The sequence below is a fragment of the Amycolatopsis sp. NPDC048633 genome (genome assembly GCF_040650695.1).
Classification (GTDB): Bacteria; Actinomycetota; Actinomycetes; order Mycobacteriales; family Pseudonocardiaceae; genus Amycolatopsis.
In genome coordinates this window covers 21,174-38,551 of the sequence record NZ_JBEZHS010000031.1, presented here as the reverse complement: position 1 = coordinate 38,551, position 17,378 = coordinate 21,174, and the positions used below count along the sequence as shown (strand labels likewise).

Sequence of the window (17,378 nt, the reverse complement as noted above, 5' to 3'; positions counted from 1 at the left end):
GGATGAAGGGAGCCCGGTCATGGGCGACGACAGGCGGGATCCGCCGTTCGGTGGTTCGTTGGTGTTTTTGCTGATGAACCTGCCGATGGGAGTTTTGGCGTTCACGCTGCTGACGTCGTTCGCGGCGGCCGGGGTGGGGACCGCGGTGGTGTGGGTGGGTGTGGGGCTGCTCGCGCTTCTGGTGCTGGCGGTGCGGGGGGCTGCCCGGATGGAGCGTGCGCGGGTCTATGCGCTGCTGGATCGGTACATCGATCTTCCGTACCTGCCCTTGCCGGCCGGGAAGCAGAGCTTGCGGTGGAAGGGGCGGCTGAAGGACCCGTCGACTTGGCGGGACCTGACCTACTTCTTCCTGCTGTTCCCGCTGGGCATTGTCGAGTTCGTGCTGGTGACGACGTTCTGGTCGACGAGCTTGGCGCTGGCCGGGCTGCCGGTCTACTTCCGGTGGCTGCCGGACGGCGCGTACTACTTCCCGTCGTACGACGTGCGGTGGCTGGCCGTGGATTCGACGGTGGAAGCGCTACCGTGGGCAGCACTGGGGGTGCTGTTCATCGCGTTGTCGGTGGCGCTGACCAAGGCGCTGGCGGGGATGCACGCCCGGCTGGCGAACGCGCTGCTGGGGACGACCGTCGCCCAGCGCCGTCGGATGGAGCGCTGGTGGGAAGACGCGGAAGAGAAGAACCTGGTGGCGGGATGACCGAGGCGCAGCGGCTGGAGCACCCGCGGCCGAACCCGGCTCGCACGATCGTGTACATGATCACGAGCTTCTTCTTCCGGATCCTGCAGTTCGTGCTGATCGTGACGGGGATCGCGGTGGGGGTCGGCACGGCGGTGGTGTGGGTCGGGTTCCCGATCCTGCTGGCGACGACGAGTTTCATCCGCTGGTCGGCGGACCGCGAGCGGGCCTGGATGGGAACCATGCTGCGGGTGCCGCTGCCGCCGGTGGAGCGGCGCTCGCAGGAGGGCCTGCCGCTGCTGCGGCGCTGGCTGGTGCGGCTGAGCGACCCGACGACGTGGCGTGACCTGGCGTACCTGATGGCGGCGTTCCCACTGGCTTGTGCGGAGCTCGGGATCGCGATCGCGTCGATCGTGCTGCTGCCGATGGCGATCTGGGTGACGCCGTGGCTGGGCTGGTTGCACGGCGAGCTGGGCATCGCGCTGCTGGGGCCGAACCGCGCGGAGCGGCTGGAGCAGAAGGCCGAGCACCTGCAGGCATCGCGGGCGCGGGGGGTCGACGCGGCCGAGGCGGAGCGGCGGCGCATCGAGCGTGACCTGCACGACGGCGCGCAGCAGCGGCTGGTCGCGGTGGCGATGAGCCTCGGGCGGGCGAAGTCGAAGTTCGACCAGGACCCGGAGATGGTGCGGGAGCTGATCGACGAGGCGCACTCGGACGCGAAGCTCGCCGTGTCGGAGCTGCGTGACCTGGCGCGCGGCATCTACCCGGCCGTGCTCGGTGATCGCGGGCTGGACGCGGCGCTGTCGGCGCAGGCGGCGAAGTCGCCGATCCCGGTGGACGTGACGGTGACCGTGGACCCGCGGCCGCCGGCCGCGGTGGAGACGACGGCCTACTTCATCGTCGGCGAGACGCTGACGAACATCGCGAAGCACTCCGGAGCGTCCGAAGCGGAAGTGAAGGTGTGGCGGACCGACGACCACGTGGTCGTCGAGATCACCGACAACGGCCACGGCGGCGCCGAGGTGCGTCCCGGCGGCGGGCTGGCCGGGCTGGCCGACCGCGCCGCGACGATCGACGGCGTGATCACGGTCGTCAGCCCGGTCGGCGGGCCGACGGTAATCCGGGCTGACCTCCCCTGCCAGTGGTGAATAGGCTGGACCCCGTTCATCCACGAGCTTGGGGGCCGGATGCGGGTAGTGATCGCGGAAGACGCCGTGCTGTTGCGGGCCGGGGTCACCCGCCTGCTCGCCGACGAGGGCATCGAGACGGTCGCGGCCGTAGACAACGGGGACGACCTGCTCGGCGCGGTCCAGGAACATCGTCCTGACCTGGCGATCGTCGACGTCCGGATGCCGCCGACGTTCACCGACGAGGGCCTGCGCGCAGCGCTCGCGGCCCGCAAGGAGATCCCGGGGCTGCCGGTGCTGGTGCTCTCGCAGTACGTCGAGGAGTCGTACGCGGTGGAGCTGCTGTCCGGCGGCGCCGGCGGGGTCGGCTACCTGCTGAAGGAGCGGGTGGCGGACGTCGCGGACTTCCTGGACGCGGTCCGCCGCGTGGCGAACGGCGGCACGGCGATCGACCCGGACGTGATCGCCCAGCTGATGGCCCGCGGCCGCCGCAACCCGCTGGACGCGTTGACCGCCCGCGAGTCCGAGGTGCTGGGGCTGATGGCCCAGGGCCTGTCGAACACGGCGATCGCGAACTCGCTCGTCGTTTCGCACGGCGCGGTGGAGAAGCACATCGGCAACATCTTCTCGAAGCTCGGCCTGGAAGCGAGCGCGGAGGAACACCGCCGGGTCCGCGCGGTGCTGACCTACCTGGGCCGCTGAGCCCGCCACCGCTCCACGGCGGCCTGCACCGCCTGCTCGTCTTCGCGCGCGTGCGCGCCGGAAGCGCCGGCGGCACCGAGGATCACCTCGCCGTCCGTGACGAGGACACCGCCGGCGAACGGGACGTAGTCCCCGCCGTAGAGGTGCTGGATGCCGTCGACGATCGGTCCCGGCAGCTCAAGCCCGCCCGACGGCCGCAGGGTGAGCAGCGCGGTGCGGGCCTTGGCCACGGCGATCCGGCTGGTCATGGGCATCCCGCCGTCGGCTCGGCGCAGCGTGATCACTTCGCCGGCGACGTCGAGCACCGCGACGGCCAGCGGCGGGAACCCGCGCTCGGCTCCGGCCGCCAGCGCGGCCGCCACCAGCTCATCGGCATCCGCCAAGGTGAGGCCCGGAAGGTGGGGAGACTCGATCATGAAAGCGAGCTTACCGACGGACGGTGACCGAAAGATCCGTAAAGTGGACATAGGGTCACCCGTTCCGCGGGCGGCACCCTCCACACCGCTCACCTACCATGAGCGGACCTGCCGGAGAGGAGCACGCAGATGTCCGACGATTCAAGCTGCGTCCGCTTCTTCGGCGGCCCGCTCGACGGCCGCGTCCAGGAGCTCGGGGACGCCGAGCCCGTACCCGGCACCGTCATCCGGCACATCCACCTGCACGGCGGCCCGAAGATCGAAACCCGCTACGAGCTCGGCCTCACCGAGCACGGCTGGGAGTACCGGGTCACCGCGACGCAGCACGAACCCGAACCCGACGGCCTGAGGTAGGGAGAACCCCCGTATCCACCGGGGGTGAACAGGACCCCGAAGACGCCGGTCAGCACCGCTGTTCCCGCAGGTCGAAGCGGCCAGGCTTAGCGCATGCAGACAAGCCGGGACCGCTTCCTCGACGTCGTCCGTGCGGGGGCCATTCTCGCCGTGATCGCCCAGCACTGGGTCATGCCGGTGCTGTCGTATTCCGACGGTCACCTCGCCACGGGCAACGCGCTCGCGACGCCGGGGTGGTGGGTCGTCACCTGGTTGTCGCAGGTCATGCCCCTGGTGTTCTTCGCCGGCGGCGCGGCCAACCTGATCTCGTTCCGCCGGGCGGAGTCCCCGCGGACGTGGCTCGCGGCGCGCCTGAAGCGGCTGATGCTGCCGGTCCTGCCGCTGCTGGCCGTCTGGCTCGTCATGCCGGACTTCCTCCGCGGCCTCGGCATCCCGCCCCAGCCGTTGCAGGTCGCCAGCGCGATCGCCGCGCAGCTGCTGTGGTTCCTCGCGGTCTACGTCCTGGTCGTGCTCCTCACGCCGCTGATGGTCGCCGCGCACCAGCGCTGGGGCTTGAAGGTGCCGCTGGTCATGGGGGCCGCCGGCGTGCTCGTCGACGTCGCGCGCTTCAACGACCTCGGGTACATCGGCTACGCCAACGCGATCTTCGTCTGGGTCGCCGTCCACCAGCTCGGCTTCCACTACGTCGAAGGCCGCCTCGGCACGCTCACCCGCCGCGCCGCCCTCGGCTTGTCGGCCGCCGGTTTCGGGATCACTGCGCTGCTGGTCGCGTTCGGCCCGTACCCGGCGAGCATGATCGGCATGCCGGGCGCGCCGGTGTCGAACATGAGCCCGCCGACCGTGCTGCTGGCCTTCCTCGCCGTCGGCCAGATCGGCCTGCTGCTCGCCTTCCGCCCGCAGCTCAACGCCCTCGCCGAACGTCCCGGCATCGGGCACGCGCTCAGCTGGCTCGGCGCCCGGTTCATGAGCGTCTACCTGTGGCACATGCCGGCGCTGATCGTCGTCGCGGGCGTGACCGTCTACGGCCTCGACTACGAGACGCCGGCCCCGGGCACGGTGTTCTGGCTCGTCATGGCGCCCGCGTGGTTCGCGGTGTGCGGGCTGGTGCTGCTGGGCCTGCTGCGGCTGTTCGCGCACTTCGAGATGCAACGCGACACCGCCGAGATCACCGCGAAGACACCGCAGCTGGTCGTCGCCGGGCTGATGATCTCCGGTGGCCTGCTCGGCCTGGCCGCCCACGGGTTCGCGCCGCTGTCGGACGGCATCGCGCACGGCCCGGTGCCGTGGGTGGTCCTCGCGTCGGCCGGGTTCCTCCTGGCGGGCAAGCGGATCCCGGTCGCCGAGCTCGGCACCCGGCTGCTGGGCCGCGCGGTGGACGTCTCGGAACAGGCCGCGCTGCGTCGTTGAAAAGCTGCGTCGTTGAAAAGCTGCGTCGTTGAAAAGCTGCGTCGTTGAAAAGCTGCGTCGCTGAAAGCTGAAAGCTCAGGCGCCGAGCAGCCGCAGCGGGGTGTCGTGCAGGACGGCCCGCAGGAACGGCTCCCCCAGGCGATCGTCGGCCGCCCAGCCGGCGATCGCCTGCAGCTGCGTCGCGTAGGAGTACGGGATGTTCGGGAAGTCGGTACCCAGCACGACGCGGTCGGCGACGTCCGCCAGCCGCGCGGTCCAGTCCGGGGGCAGCGGCGACATCCGCTCGGCGAACGGCACCCCGACCATCGTGGTGTCCAGGTGCACGCGCGGGTACTTCGCCAGCAGGTCGAACGCCGTCCCGAACTCGGGCATCGCCGCGTGCGCGAGCACCGCCGTCAGCTTCGGGTGCCGCGCCAGGACCTCTTCGAAGACCGACAACCCGGTGAAGTCGCCCCGCAACGGACCGTGTCCACAGTGGACGACGACCGGGACGCCGGCGTCGGCCAGCGAGCCCCACACCGGCTCGAGCAGCTCGTCACGCGGGTCGTACGCGCCCACCTGTACGTGCGCCTTGAACACCCTTGCGCCGGCGCGCAGCGCACCGTCCACAGCGGACCCGGCGCCGGGCTCGGGGTAGAACGTCCCGGTCGGCACCGCTTCCGAAACTTTCGAAGCGAACTCGAGCGCCCACTCCGTCAGCCACTGCGCCATCCCCGGCTTGTGCGGGTAGACGAGCGGCGCGAAGCGCCGGACCCCCAGCGAGCGCAGGGTTTCCAGGCGCTCCTGCTCGGACGTGCGGTAGTGCACCGGCCACTCGGTGCCGTAGTGCGCCGTGGCCCGGTCGAAGTACGCCCAGACCTTGTCCATCACCGGTTTCGGCAGGAAGTGGACGTGCAGGTCGACCAGGCCCGGCAGGCCCAGCGACGCCGTCCAGCGTGCGACGTCGCCGTCGTCGGCCGGGCCGGCCGTCACTCCGTGAACCGGCCCTTCAACGCGCGGCCCATGGCCTTCCTGATGTCCCGGTCCGCGTCGCGCTTGGCGAGCGTCTGCCGCTTGTCGTAGGCCTTCTTGCCCTGGGCCAGCGCGATCTCGACCTTGACCTTGCCGTCCTTGAAGTACATCGACAGCGGGACCAAGGAGAGCCCGCTCTCCTTGGTCTTGCCGATGAGCTTCTCGATCTCGCGCCGGTGCAGCAGCAGCTTCCGGGTGCGGCGGGGCATGTGGTTGGTCCACGTACCCTGCGTGTACTCCGGGATGTGCACGTTGCGCAGCCAGACCTCACCGTCGTCGACGGTCGCGAACGCGTCCGCCAGGGACGCCTTGCCCTCGCGCAGGCTCTTCACCTCGGTACCGACGAGCACGAGACCGCACTCGTAGGTGTCGAGGATGGAGTAATCGTGCCGCGCCTTGCGGTTCGACACGATCACCTTCTGGCCACGTTCCTTGGGCATACGACCACTCTACGTGATTCTCGGGGCCGCGAGCAGCCGGTTAAACCTAGTGCCGGACGTACAGCCGCAGCGTGACGTAACCGGTGAGGGCGGAGATCACCACGGACACCCCGAGCAGGATCGGCGCGACCGGGAACAGCAGTTCCAGCATGGTGATCTTCGGGAACACGTCGCCGGTGAACACCGAGTCGAGGAAGCTCGCCTTGGTCAGCACCAGCATGATGATCCCGAGGACCGCACCGACCACGCCGGCGACCACCGCCTCCAGGAGGAACGGCAGCTGCGTGTACCAGCGCGTCGCGCCGACGAGCCGCATGATGCCGACCTCGGTGCGTCGGGTGAAGGCGGACACCTGGATCGTGTTCGCGATCAGCAGCAGCGCGGCGATGGCCATGATGAGCGCGGCACCGAAGGCCATGTTGCGGACACCGTTGAAGGCGTTGAAGACGCGGTCGAGGAACTTCTTCTGGTCGTCGACCTTCCGCACGCCCGGCTTCGAGCTGTACTCCTGCACGATCGACTCGCTGCGGTCCGGGTCCTTCAGCTTCACGTGCAGCGACGCGGGCAGCGACTCCGGTCCGGTCAGCTGGATGAGCTCCGGCTGGCTTTCGAAGATCTTCTTGAACCGATCGAAGGCCTGGTCGCGGTTCTCGAACACGACCGACTCGACACCGTCGTTGCTCTGCAAGGACGAGCGCAGCGACTGGCAGAGCGACTGGGTGCAGCTCTTGTCCGTCGCACTGATGTCGTCGGTGAGGTAGACCGAAACCTCGACGTCGGCGAGGAAGTTGGACTTCATCTTGTCGATCGTTCGCACGGCCAGTAGGCCGCCGCCGAGCATGGCGAGCGACACGGCCGTGGTCAGCATCATCGCGATGGTCATCGTGATGTTGCGGCGCAGGCCGGTGATGACCTCGCTGAAGACGAAACTGGCGCGCATGTCGGGGTCTGGTCCTTGGGGTCGGGGTGGCTGGGCGGGGTGGGGGCGGTCAGCGACCGATGCCGTAGACGCCGCGGGCGTCGTCGCGGACCACCCGGCCGAGCTGCAGCTCGACGACGCGGCGCCGCATGGAGTCCACGATGCCGTGATCGTGGGTCGCCATCAGGACGGTCGTGCCGGTGCGGTTGATCCGCTCCAGCAGCAGCATGATGTCCTGGCTGGTGTCGGGGTCCAGGTTCCCGGTCGGTTCGTCGGCGAGCAGCACCAGCGGCCGGTTCACGAACGCGCGCGCGATCGCGACACGCTGCTGCTCACCACCGGAGAGCTCGTTGGGCAGCCGGTCCGCCTTGCCGTCGAGGCCGACGAGCTCGAGCACCTCGGGCACGACCTTCTTGATGGTCGGGGCGGGCTTGCCGATGACCTCGAGGGCGAACGCGACGTTCTCGGCGACGGTCTTGTTCGCCAGCAGGCGGAAGTCCTGGAACACACAGCCGATGGTCTGCCGCAGCCGGGGGACGCGGCGGCGGGCCAGCTTGACGACGTCGAAGTTCGACACCATCACGCGGCCCTTGCTCGGCGTCTCTTCGCGCAGCAGCAGCCGGAGGAAGGTCGACTTGCCCGACCCCGAGGGACCGATGAGGAAGACGAACTCACCCTTTTCGATGTTGACGGACACCCGCTCGAGCGCGGGCCGCGTCGAGGTCTTGTAGACCTTGGAAACCTCTTCGAGCCGGATCACGATTCGGCATACTACCCACCGGTCTCGTGAAGCCCCGGTTGCCCGGTCCACCCGAGTGGAGCAAGGGGCGTTTGCGCACTGTGCGTAGTGGGGTCGTACCCCACGCCCCGCGCCGGCGGCTCCTCCACCCGGACCCCCGGAAAGCGGCTGTGAGCGGTCGCGCGGACACCCCCTGCGCCGATCAGGCGGTGGCCGTCTGCTTCCGCCAGCGGATGCCGGCGTCGAGGAAGCCGTCGATCTCGCCGTCGAGCACCGCCGACGGGTTGCCGACCTCGAAGTCGGTCCGCAGGTCCTTGACCATCTGGTACGGGTGCAGCACGTAGGAGCGCATCTGGTTGCCCCAGCTGGAGCCGCCGTCCTTGAGCGCGTCCATCTCGGCGCGCTCTTCTTCCTTCTTGCGCAGCATCAGCCGGGCCTGGAGGACCTTGAGCGCGGCGGCCTTGTTCTGCAGCTGCGACTTCTCGTTCTGGCAGGAGACGACGATGCCGGTCGGCAGGTGGGTGATGCGCACCGCCGAGTCGGTCGTGTTGACGCTCTGTCCACCGGGGCCGGACGAGCGGTAGACGTCGACGCGGATGTCCTTCTCCGCGATGTCGACGTGGTCGACCTCTTCGACCTCGGGCAGCACCTCGACGTGCGCGAACGACGTCTGGCGGCGGCTCTGGTTGTCGAACGGCGAGATCCGGACGAGCCGGTGGGTGCCCTGCTCGACCGAGAGGCTGCCGTAGACGTAGGGGGCGGTCACCTTGAACGTCGCCGACTTGATGCCCGCCTCTTCGGCGTACGAGATGTCGTAGACGTCGGTCGGGTAGCCGTGGCGCTCCGCCCAGCGCAGGTACATGCGGAGCAGCATCTCGGCGAAGTCGGCCGCGTCGACGCCACCGGCCTCGGAACGGATCGTGACGACGGCGTTGCGGTCGTCGTACTCGCCGGAGAGCAGGGTGCGGACCTCGAGGCCGTCGATGGCCTTCCCGAGGTCGCCGAGCTCGGTCTCGGCCTCGGCCATGCTGCCGGAGTCGCCCTCGGCCTCGGAGAGCTCGTAGAGCACGGCCAGGTCGTCGGCCCGCTGGCGCAGCTCGCTGACCCGCCGCAGCTCACCCTGCCGGTGGGACAGCTGGCTCGTCACCTTCTGTGCCGCCTCCGGGTCGTCCCAGAGGTTGGGGCTCGATGCCTGCTGTTCCAGGTCGGCGACCTGGGCGCGCAGCGCGTCGAGGTCCATCACCGACTCGATCTGGGTCAGCTTGCCGGTCAGGTCCCTCAGTGCCGCGTCGAACTCATCACTCACGTTTGTCAAGGTTACGGCAAAACCCACGACCGGTTGCGAGGACCGGTCGTGGGCGCGCGAACCTCAGGCCGCGGGGATGGCGTCGAGCAGCTTCAGCGCGGCCTTGGCCTGAGCCTGGGCGAACTCGCCGACCGCCTTTTCGTACGGGCCGTCGGCCGCCTTGGTGGCCGCCTTCGCCTCGTCGAGCTGCAGGCTGTAGCTCGTCCGGGCCGACTCGAGCAGCACCTGGCGCTGCTTCGCGGTCAGCGACGCCGCGTGCACGAGCCGCAGGATGAGCGGACTGCGCAAGTGGTCGGGACCGGCCTCGGACGTCAGCCAGGCCTTGAAGGCCTTCTTGCCGGCGGCGGTGATCAGATACTGCTGGCTGGAGCGCGGGCCCTGCTTGCCGAGCCGGACGAGACCTTCTTTGGACAGCGCCGGGAGCTCCCGGTACACCTGGCTGCGGGTGACGCTGAAGAAGGCGCCGAATCGCTCACCCGCTCCCGCGACGAGCTGCCCGCCGGTGGCGGGACCGTCGTGGAGCAGACCGAGCAGGGCGGCGGCTGTTGCATTCAATTCGGACACGTTCCCTAGATTCCCACTTATCGGCCGCTGTGTCCACAGTGGTCAGCAGATCTGTCCATTGTGGCTAGTGAGATCCCCTCGTTCGGCCCAATGCGACCAGGTCCACTGTGGACCCCGGACACGCTGTGCAACCACTTGGGGCGGCGCTTTGGTCCAACCAGCCGCACGCGAGCCGCCCCGACGCCGCCAGGCAGGTGAGTTCGGCAGACGGTTCTCCCCGCTTGGCGGACTCCGGACACGGACCGCTACCGCGGGGCGACGGGGTTCACATCACGGGATCCGCAGTGATTCGACAGTTTCGCGGAAAAGTCGGCAGCGAAACTCGTGCGAACATGACAAAAGAGGCACGTTCCCGAATTTCCGAGAACGTGCCTCTTGGTGGTAGCGGGGACAGGATTTGAACCTGCGACCTCTGGGTTATGAGCCCAGCGAGCTACCGAGCTGCTCCACCCCGCGCCGTTGTGGTACTTGAATAGATTACACGGGGTGGTCACCTGGTTTTCACCGGGGGTCCAAAACCAGCTGACCAGGCATTACTCCGCTTCGAGCCACTGACGTGCTCCACTGAGGACCATCTGCAGGCCGTCCTCGAACCGGGCGTCGGCGTCGCCCAGCACGGCCTGGCCGGCCGACTGGGCGTACCGCTCGTCGAACTCGCCCGGCATCGGGCGGACAGCCTGCTCCTCGATCACGAAGCCGACGACGAAGCAGTAGATGGTGAAAATCCCGCGGCTCGCCCGCGCCTCGTCCAGCCCGGCCTCGATGCTCCGGCGCAGCGGGTGCTCGCCGACCAGGCTCATGTCACCGAGGTAGGTCCCGGCGAAGACCTTCCCGCCGTCGCGATAGGACAGCATCATCCGCCGCAGCGCCCGCGCGGAGTGCGCGGCGGCCTCCCACTCCCCCAGCGAATCCGGCGGACGCCGGTCCTCGACCGAATCGGCGTACATCTGCGTCGCCATCTCGTCGAGCAGCTCCTGCTTGTTCTTCAGGTGCCAATACAGCGCCGGCGCCTTGACCCCGAGGTCGGCGGCGATCAGCCGCAGCGTGAGCCCGTTGAGGCCGGCCTCGTTGAGCAGCTTCAACCCCGAGCGCGCGATGTCCTGCCTGGTCAGGGTCATGTTTTCGGTTCTCCTCGCGGTACCGGCTTGACAATTTAACGATGTTAAGGGCATCCTCGAGTCAGGTCAATTTAACGTTGTTAAGGAGCTGGGGATGAACGAGCTGAACGCCGAGGTGGTCGTCGCGGGGGCGGGGCCGACCGGGCTGATGCTGGCGAACGAGCTGGCGCTGGCCGGGGTGGACGTCGTGGTGCTGGAGCGCCTGCCGGTCCGGACCGGGTTGTCGAAGGCCCTGAACCTGCAGCCGCGCACGGCGGAGATCCTGGATCTGCGCGGACTGCTGGGCCGGGCGGAGGAGCGGTCGTTCGCGACTGTCGCGGACGGACACTTCGCGGTGATCCCGGTGAGCTACACCGGCTGGGACACGCGGCACCCCTACCAGGTGGGCATCCCGCAGGCGCAGGTCGAGGCGGCGCTGGAGGAGCGACTGGCCGAACAGGGCGTGAAGGTGCTCCGCGGCCACGAGCTGACCGGCTTCGAGCAGGACGCCACCGGCGTGACGGTCACGGCGGGCGACCTCCGGGTGCGGGCGGCGTACCTGGTGGGCTGCGACGGCGGCCGCAGCGCGGTGCGCAAGGCCCTGAACCTGCCGTTCGAAGGGATCGACGGCCGCGGCCACGGCGTCTCGGCGGACGTCCTGTTCCGGACGACACCGCCGGGCGCGCCGACGGAGTGGCGGTCGATGGGGAACATGGTGACGTCGCTCAGCCCGGGCAAGTTCGTCGGCCTGATCCCGCTGGGCGAGCCGAACCTGTACCGCCTCAGCTACGGCGACCGGCTGCACCGCCCGGAGGACCTCCGCGGCGAGGTGCCAGAGGACGAGGTCCGCGCGGCGGTCCGCGAGCGCTTCGGCCCGGAAGCGGAGATCGAAGAGATCCGCTGGGTGTCGCGGTTCTCGGACGACAGCCGTCTGGTGGCGAAGTACCGGGTGGGCCGGGTGCTCCTGGCGGGCGACGCGGCGCACGTCCACTTCCCCGCCGGCGGCCAGGGTTTGAACCTGGGTGTCCAGGACGCGATGAACCTGGGTTGGAAGCTGGCGGCGGACCTACGCGGCCGGGCCCCGGCAGGTCTCCTGGACACGTACGAAGCGGAGCGCCGCACGGTGGCGAACGGGGTCCTGCAGAACGTGGCGGCCCAGAACGCCCTGATCCCCCTGACCCCGGACCAACTGGCCCTGCGAGCCCTCTTCCGCGACCTGACAGGCCTCCCGGAGGTCCAGCACAAGCTGTCGGGAATGGTGTCCGGCTTGGACATCCGCTACGGGACCGAAGAGGCCCACCCGGCCGCGGGCGCCCGTCTCCCGGACTTCGAGCGGGCGGAAGGATTCGCGAGCGACTTGTTCCACAGTGGAAAGTTCGTCCTGCTGACGAAAACCCCGGCAACGGCACCCCACCCGGAGGTACTCGTAGCGGAGGTACCGGAACTCCCCTGGCCCGACCTCACACAGGTCCTGATCCGCCCGGACGGTTACGTAGCAACAACAAACGGATCAACAGAAGGCTGGCTGACATAAGACCGCAGCACACGCAGGGGGTCCAGGGCGGCGAAGCCCCCTGGCGGGGGTCTGGGGGTTCGACCCCCAGGGGAAATGCGAAGGAGGGGCGGCGGACGCTTTCCGTCCGCACACCCCTCCTACATCCGTAGCGGGGACAGGATTTGAACCTGCGACCTCTGGGTTATGAGCCCAGCGAGCTACCGAGCTGCTCCACCCCGCGTCGTGATACCTACCTTACGCCCTGGGTTGCAGGGGGTGCAAAGCAGGTACCCCGTAGGTAACTGACGTCACCCTCCCGGCTGCGTGCTGGGCGGAGGAGTGCTGGTCCCGGGCGCCGCCGTCTTGGCCGCTTCGTACTCCTTCGCCGCGGCATCCAGCGCCGCCAAAGCCGCACCCTGGTCGGTGAAGTTGCCCGACTGCTGGGCGGACCGGAGCTTGGCCAGCGCGGACTGGATGTCCGTCACGGCCTTGTCCAACGCCGCGTTGCCGCCGCTGGTGTTCGGCGGAGTGGTCGTCGGCGACGTCGGGGTGGTCGGTGTCGTCGGCGTCGTGGGCTGGCCCGCCTGGGGTGGCGTGGTCGTCGCCTCGCCCGTACCGGCGCCGAAGATCTGGTCGAGGGCTTCCTGGAGCGTCGCCCCGTACCCGACCTTGGGTCCGTAGGAGACGAGGACGCGGGCCAGCTGTGGATAGCTGTTCTGGTTGCGCTGCCGGATGTACACGGGCTCGACGTAGAGGAAGCCCTGGGCGACCGGCAGCGTGATCAGGTTGCCGTAGATCGGGATGACGTTGGGGTTGTTGAAGAGCGTCCGGTCCTGCGCGACCCGTGGATCGCTCTGGAACCGGTTCTGCACCTGCACCGGGCCGTCGACCTGCGTTGCCCCCGTCGCCGCGCTGGGTAGCTGGAGGACGCGGATCTTCCCGTAGTCCACCGGATCCGAAGACACCGTCATCCAGGACGCGAGGTACTGCCGCTGCAGACCGGTGAGCGAGCTGGTCAGCTGGAACGTCGGTTTGCTCTGGCCCGGGGTGTCCGCGAGAACGTAGTAGCCGGGCTGGTTGGCCGCGCCGGCCGCGGCCGGGTTGGAGCCGCCTTCGGCCGTCGGGTCCTGCGGGACGCTCCAGAAGGCCTGCTGCGAGTAGAACTCCTGCGGGTTGCTGACGTGGTAGCGCGACAGCAGCTCACGCTGGATCTTGAAGAGGTCCTCGGGGTAGCGGAAGTGGGCCCGCAGGTCCGGGGAGATCTCGGAGCTCGGCTTCACCAGCCCGGGGAAGACCTTCTCCCACGCGTTGAGGACCGGTTCCTTGTCGTCGATCGAGTACAGGTTCACCGTGCCGTTGAAGGCGTCGACGGTGGCCTTGACCGAGTTGCGGATGTAGTTGATGGAGCTGTTGGCCTGGCGGGCGACGCCGTTGAGCGAGTCGTTGGTGGCCGCGCCGAGCTGCGTCTGCTGCGAGTACGGGAAGTTGTTGATCGTCGTGTAGCCGTCGATGATCCACTGGATCTTGCCGTCGACGACCGCGGGGTACGGGTCGCCGTCGAGGGTCAGCCACGGCGCGACCTTGCTGACGCGGTCGCGCGGGTCGCGGTTGTACATGATCTTGGAGTTGTCCGCGATGGCGTCGGAGAACAGGATGTTCCGTTCGCCGTACTCGGCCGCGAAGGCGAGGCGGTTGAACCAGTTGTCGATCGAGACGCCGCCGGTGCCCTTGTAGGTGTAGCGGTCGGTGGCGGTGTCGTACTCGCCGGGCGCGTTGCCGGAGGTGCCGCCGACGATGGCGTAGTCGGAGTCCGCGGCGGACAGCTCGCCGTAGTAGATGCGAGGTTCCTTGACCTCGATGCCCGGCTGGCCGGGCGCGGGCGAACCGGCGCCGCCCGGGTTCTGCGTGTCGCTGGTGGTGGCGATCGGGTAGCCGCCGTCGGAGTTGGCGTCCTTGACCGCGCGGTCGATCGTGTTGGCGGGCGCGGCCACGAAGCCGTTGCCGTGGGTGTAGACGAGGTGCTTGTTGATCCAGCTGGTCTGGTTGCCGGTGAGACCCTCGGTCTTGATCTCCTTGGCCGCGACGATGTAGTCCTGCGTCACGCCGTTGACCATGTAGCGGTCGATGTCCAGCTTGGCCGGGAAGCCGTAGAAGTTCTCACGGCCGACGCGCTGGGTGAAGGTGTCGGAGAGGATGTTCGGGTCGAGCAGCCGGATGTTCGACATGGTCCCGGTGTCGACCTTGAGCTGCTCGGGCGTCGCCGTCGAACTGCCCGTGTACGGCTGGTACTGGACGTCGGTGAGCCCGAACGCCTTGCGGGTGGCGTCCATGTTGCGCTGGATGGAGGCCGCTTCCTTCTCGTTGGCGTTGGGCTTCACCGAGAACTGGTCGAGGATGGCGGGCCACGCGACGCCGACCAGGATGCTCGACAGGATCAGCAGCACGAGCGCGATCGCCGGCAGCTGCAGGTTGCGCAGGAAGGCACCGGCGAAGAACGCGACCGCGCAGATCACCGAGATGCACAACAGGATCAGCTTGGCGGGCAGGACCGCGTTCAGGTCGGTGTAGGTCGCGCCGACGAACAGCGGCATGCCCCGGTCGGACAGCAGCAGGTTGTACCGGTCGAGGAAGTACTCGGCCGCCTTCAACAGCACGAAGAGGCCGACGGTGATGGCGAGCTGCGCGCGGGTCGGGCCGGCGAGCTGGCCGCCCTTGCCGGCCAGCCGGATGCCGCCGAAGACGTAGTGCGAGATCAGCGCGCCGAAGAAGGAGATGACGACGGTGATGAACAGCCAGCCGAGGAGCCAGTTGAAGAACGGCAGGTCGAAGGCGTAGAAGCCGACGTCGTTGCCGAACTCCGGATCGGTCTGGCCGAACGAGGTGCCGTTGAGGAACAGCTGCACGACCTGCCAGTCGCCCTGGGCGGACAGCCCGGCGATGAGGCCGGTGAGCACCGGGATGCCGATGCCGAAGAGGCGGATGCGGGCGACGATCGCGGACCGGTAGCGGGCCAGCGGGTCGTCGGCGCCGGAGATCGGCACGAACACCGGGCGGGTCCGGTAGGCGATCATCAGGCTGACCGCGAGCGCTCCGCCGACGAGCACCCCGACCGCGAAGAACAGGATGACCCGGGTGACCACCTGCGTGGTGAACACCGACCGCGCGCCGACCTCTCCGAACCACAACCAGTCGACGTACGTGTCGAGCAGGCGGGCTCCGAGCAGGAGTGCCAGCACGATCACCGCGGCGATGATGAGGAGGATCCGGCTCCGCCGGGACAGCTTCGGCAAGCTCACCGGGGGCCGAGTCGCCACGGTGCACGCTCCTGTCATTCGTCAGCACTTGAACAGGGGCGCACGCGCCCCCTGATTCCCTAACTCTACGGATGCCGGGAGAAGTTCCCGGGACCCGCCCGAATCGGACTCGCGGCGTGGTCTCGAGGACCGGCCTGAGACGATGTGCGCATGGAACAGCAGCAGGCCGGAGTGGCCGCCCTCGCGCGCGAGATAGAGGAGTTCATGGCCGCGGGTGGCTGGGACCAGCCGCCGCAGCTGTTCGCGCTGGTGCCGACGGCGGCGCTGCTGGACGAGCAACCGGAGCTGGCCGGTCAGCTGGACCGGGCCAACCCGCTCACGCCGGTGGCGCAGGAAGCGCTGCCCGAGGGCGACCTCGCCGAGGCGCTGGCCCGGATCGCGTGGCCCGATCTGGTGATCGGGTGCGCGCTGGCCCAGGAGATCATCGTGCTGCCGCCGGGCTCGGAGTCGGAGCTGCCGGACGTCGCCGAGGCCGACGCGGAGAGCCTGCGCCGCGCGGCCGCCGACCACCCGCAGCGGACGGAAGCCCGGCTGGTGGCCGCGGTCCTGCGCGAGGGCGCCGGCTCGTGCGTCATGCGGCTGCGCGGGATCGGGACGGCCGAGGGCACCGACGAGTCGGTCGACGAGATCGTCGAGAGCCCCGACCTCGCCCCGAACCTCCTCGAGGCCCTCAAGGCGACGCTCCTGCCTTAGCAGGACGTCGTCGGGCGGCCCGCCTTCAGGTTGGCCAGCTGCGCGAGCGCGTCGTCCAGTGTGGACACCTTGATGAGGTTGAGCCCGCTGGGCGCGGTGGTCTTGGCCTCGGCGCAGTTGTGCTCGGGCACCAGGAAGTCGGTGGCGCCGGCCTCGCGCGCGCCGACGACCTTGAACGAGATCCCGCCGATCGGGTCGACCTCGCCGGTCTCGGTGATCTCGCCGGTGCCGGCGATGTGCCGCCCGCCCGCGATGTCGTCACCCTTGAGCCGGTCGATGATGGCGAGGGTGAACATCAGCCCGGCCGACGGCCCGCCGACGTCCTGCAGGGAGATGTTGACGTTGAAGGGCGCCTCGGCGCGGTCGGTCGCGGTGAGGCCGATGAAGCCCTCCTTGCGGTCCGGGCGCGAAGCGAGTGTGAGCGGCACGGTGCGCTCCGGCTGGCCGTCCGACTGGAAGGTGATCTGGACGGTCTGGCCGGGCAGGGTGCCGGCCAGCGCGGCCCGGACGTCCGCGGCTTCGACGATCTTCTTGCCGTTCACCGTGATCAGCTTGTCGCCGGGGGCGAGCACGTGGTCGGCCGGGCTGCCGGAGACGATCTGCTTCGCCAGCACCTTGATCGGGTAGCCGAGCTTGCGCAGGGCGGCGACCTGGGCGTTCGTCTGCGAGTCCTGCAGCTGCTGGATGTTCTCCTGCTTGACCTGTTCGTTCGTCTCGCCCGGCTTGAAGTACTCCTCGCGCGGCGCGAGCGCGTAGCGGCCGCTGGCCCAGAATCCGAGCCCCTGGAAGAGCGTGACGCCGTCGTGGAGCGAGACGGTCGTCATCCGCAGCTCGCCGCTCGTCGGGTGGGTCTCGTGACCGGTGACCTGGATGACCGGGTTGCCCGCGGCGTCGCGACCCAGCGTGTCGTAGGTCGGGCCGGGGCTGATCGCCACGAACGGCACCGGCACGACCAGACCGAGCACCACGAAGATCAGGAACAGCGAGCCGCTGACCACGAGCGTCCAGCCGCGGCGGGTCATCCGCCGGACGTCGCCGGCGGCCTCGGCGCCGGGGTCCGGGCTGCTCTTCGCGGGCGCGGTCTGCTCGGAGGACTTGGTCACGACCGACAGCGTACGGTG

17 protein-coding genes and 2 tRNA genes are annotated in these 17,378 nt (G+C 69.1%); 7 read left to right on the top strand and 12 right to left on the bottom strand.

All coding sequences use genetic code 11. The features are described from left to right. Positions 1-19 precede the first annotated feature (19 nt). From AB0C38_RS37930 to AB0C38_RS37920, 3 genes are read left to right on the top strand one after another with little or no spacing between them, the layout of a single operon-like run. Positions 20-694, top strand: coding sequence for a sensor domain-containing protein (locus AB0C38_RS37930; RefSeq protein WP_360682605.1), 675 nt, complete (start codon positions 20-22; stop codon positions 692-694). Next, the gene (locus AB0C38_RS37925) at positions 691-1,821 is read left to right on the top strand and encodes a sensor histidine kinase (protein WP_360682604.1); all 1,131 of its coding nucleotides are present in this window, start codon (positions 691-693) and stop codon (positions 1,819-1,821) included. The genes AB0C38_RS37930 and AB0C38_RS37925 overlap by 4 nt, the downstream gene beginning before the upstream one ends. 39 nt (positions 1,822-1,860) lie before the next feature. Further along, on the top strand, positions 1,861-2,502 hold the full coding sequence (locus AB0C38_RS37920) for a response regulator transcription factor (RefSeq protein WP_360682603.1): 642 nt from the start codon (positions 1,861-1,863) through the stop codon (positions 2,500-2,502). On the opposite strand, the gene AB0C38_RS37915 is transcribed toward AB0C38_RS37920, so the two are convergent. Further along, positions 2,487-2,918, bottom strand: coding sequence for a heme-binding protein (locus tag AB0C38_RS37915; protein WP_360682602.1), 432 nt, complete (start codon positions 2,916-2,918; stop codon positions 2,487-2,489). The two genes, AB0C38_RS37920 and AB0C38_RS37915, sit on opposite strands and share 16 nt — an antisense overlap. Positions 2,919-3,047: 129 nt before the next feature. Between AB0C38_RS37915 and AB0C38_RS37910 the strand changes: the two genes are divergently transcribed. Next, entirely contained in the window at positions 3,048-3,272 is a 225-nt protein-coding gene (locus AB0C38_RS37910) for a hypothetical protein (protein WP_360682601.1), read from the top strand. A gap of 93 nt (positions 3,273-3,365) precedes the next feature. Next, positions 3,366-4,679, top strand: a complete 1,314-nt coding sequence (locus tag AB0C38_RS37905) for an acyltransferase (protein WP_360682600.1) — start codon at positions 3,366-3,368, stop codon at positions 4,677-4,679. Positions 4,680-4,754: 75 nt separating this feature from the next. Here AB0C38_RS37905 and AB0C38_RS37900 read toward each other — a convergent pair whose 3' ends face one another. The 8 genes from AB0C38_RS37900 to AB0C38_RS37865 form a co-directional block, all read right to left on the bottom strand. Then, on the bottom strand, positions 4,755-5,651 hold the full coding sequence (locus tag AB0C38_RS37900) for an amidohydrolase family protein (protein ID WP_360682599.1): 897 nt from the start codon (positions 5,649-5,651) through the stop codon (positions 4,755-4,757). After that, on the bottom strand, positions 5,648-6,130 hold the full coding sequence (gene smpB / locus AB0C38_RS37895) for an SsrA-binding protein SmpB (protein WP_013223156.1): 483 nt from the start codon (positions 6,128-6,130) through the stop codon (positions 5,648-5,650). The genes AB0C38_RS37900 and smpB overlap by 4 nt, the downstream gene beginning before the upstream one ends. A 46-nt stretch (positions 6,131-6,176) precedes the next feature. Continuing rightward, positions 6,177-7,070, bottom strand: coding sequence for a permease-like cell division protein FtsX (ftsX, locus tag AB0C38_RS37890; RefSeq protein WP_360682598.1), 894 nt, complete (start codon positions 7,068-7,070; stop codon positions 6,177-6,179). Between the two features lie 49 nt (positions 7,071-7,119). After that, the gene (gene ftsE / locus AB0C38_RS37885; protein WP_360682597.1) at positions 7,120-7,809 is read right to left on the bottom strand and encodes a cell division ATP-binding protein FtsE; all 690 of its coding nucleotides are present in this window, start codon (positions 7,807-7,809) and stop codon (positions 7,120-7,122) included. Positions 7,810-7,990: 181 nt separating this feature from the next. Then, positions 7,991-9,094: a peptide chain release factor 2 gene (gene prfB / locus AB0C38_RS37880; protein WP_360682596.1), complete on the bottom strand. Its 1,104-nt coding sequence runs from the start codon at positions 9,092-9,094 to the stop codon at positions 7,991-7,993. A gap of 63 nt (positions 9,095-9,157) precedes the next feature. Continuing rightward, on the bottom strand, positions 9,158-9,658 hold the full coding sequence (locus AB0C38_RS37875; protein ID WP_360682595.1) for a helix-turn-helix transcriptional regulator: 501 nt from the start codon (positions 9,656-9,658) through the stop codon (positions 9,158-9,160). Positions 9,659-10,037: 379 nt separating this feature from the next. Further along, positions 10,038-10,114 (bottom strand) — tRNA-Met (locus AB0C38_RS37870). Positions 10,115-10,191: 77 nt separating this feature from the next. Then, positions 10,192-10,776 carry a TetR/AcrR family transcriptional regulator C-terminal domain-containing protein gene (locus AB0C38_RS37865; protein WP_360682594.1) on the bottom strand — a complete coding sequence of 195 codons (585 nt, stop codon included), beginning with the start codon at positions 10,774-10,776 and terminating at the stop codon, positions 10,192-10,194. Between the two features lie 94 nt (positions 10,777-10,870). Here AB0C38_RS37865 and AB0C38_RS37860 point away from each other — a divergent pair, with 94 nt between their 5' ends. After that, positions 10,871-12,289, top strand: a complete 1,419-nt coding sequence (locus tag AB0C38_RS37860) for an FAD-dependent monooxygenase (RefSeq protein ID WP_360682593.1) — start codon at positions 10,871-10,873, stop codon at positions 12,287-12,289. Positions 12,290-12,417: 128 nt separating this feature from the next. Here the strand turns inward: AB0C38_RS37860 and AB0C38_RS37855 are convergent. Further along, a tRNA-Met gene (locus AB0C38_RS37855) sits at positions 12,418-12,491 on the bottom strand. 67 nt (positions 12,492-12,558) lie between these two features. After that, complete coding sequence (locus tag AB0C38_RS37850) at positions 12,559-15,582, bottom strand: UPF0182 family protein (protein WP_360682592.1); 3,024 nt, start codon at positions 15,580-15,582, stop codon at positions 12,559-12,561. Between the two features lie 132 nt (positions 15,583-15,714). Between AB0C38_RS37850 and AB0C38_RS37845 the strand changes: the two genes are divergently transcribed. After that, positions 15,715-16,257: a PPA1309 family protein gene (locus AB0C38_RS37845; protein ID WP_360682591.1), complete on the top strand. Its 543-nt coding sequence runs from the start codon at positions 15,715-15,717 to the stop codon at positions 16,255-16,257. Here the strand turns inward: AB0C38_RS37845 and AB0C38_RS37840 are convergent. Continuing rightward, positions 16,254-17,360 (bottom strand): S16 family serine protease, encoded by a 1,107-nt coding sequence (locus tag AB0C38_RS37840; protein WP_360682590.1) that lies wholly within the window; start codon positions 17,358-17,360, stop codon positions 16,254-16,256. The two genes, AB0C38_RS37845 and AB0C38_RS37840, sit on opposite strands and share 4 nt — an antisense overlap. Between the last annotated feature and the right edge of the window lie 18 nt (positions 17,361-17,378).

Bases quoted from the DNA above. Each gene is read 5' to 3' on its own strand.
- AB0C38_RS37930 (WP_360682605.1), top strand. From the start codon at position 20: ATGGGCGACGACAGGCGGGATCCGCCGTTCGGTGGTTCGTTGGTGTTT.
- AB0C38_RS37925 (WP_360682604.1), top strand. From the start codon at position 691: ATGACCGAGGCGCAGCGGCTGGAGCACCCGCGGCCGAACCCGGCTCGC.
- AB0C38_RS37920 (WP_360682603.1), top strand. From the start codon at position 1,861: ATGCGGGTAGTGATCGCGGAAGACGCCGTGCTGTTGCGGGCCGGGGTC.
- AB0C38_RS37915 (WP_360682602.1), bottom strand. From the start codon at position 2,918: ATGATCGAGTCTCCCCACCTTCCGGGCCTCACCTTGGCGGATGCCGAT.
- AB0C38_RS37910 (WP_360682601.1), top strand. From the start codon at position 3,048: ATGTCCGACGATTCAAGCTGCGTCCGCTTCTTCGGCGGCCCGCTCGAC.
- AB0C38_RS37905 (WP_360682600.1), top strand. From the start codon at position 3,366: ATGCAGACAAGCCGGGACCGCTTCCTCGACGTCGTCCGTGCGGGGGCC.
- smpB (WP_013223156.1), bottom strand. From the start codon at position 6,130: ATGCCCAAGGAACGTGGCCAGAAGGTGATCGTGTCGAACCGCAAGGCG.
- ftsX (WP_360682598.1), bottom strand. From the start codon at position 7,070: ATGCGCGCCAGTTTCGTCTTCAGCGAGGTCATCACCGGCCTGCGCCGC.
- AB0C38_RS37865 (WP_360682594.1), bottom strand. From the start codon at position 10,776: ATGACCCTGACCAGGCAGGACATCGCGCGCTCGGGGTTGAAGCTGCTC.
- AB0C38_RS37860 (WP_360682593.1), top strand. From the start codon at position 10,871: ATGAACGAGCTGAACGCCGAGGTGGTCGTCGCGGGGGCGGGGCCGACC.
- AB0C38_RS37850 (WP_360682592.1), bottom strand. From the start codon at position 15,582: ATGACAGGAGCGTGCACCGTGGCGACTCGGCCCCCGGTGAGCTTGCCG.
- AB0C38_RS37845 (WP_360682591.1), top strand. From the start codon at position 15,715: ATGGAACAGCAGCAGGCCGGAGTGGCCGCCCTCGCGCGCGAGATAGAG.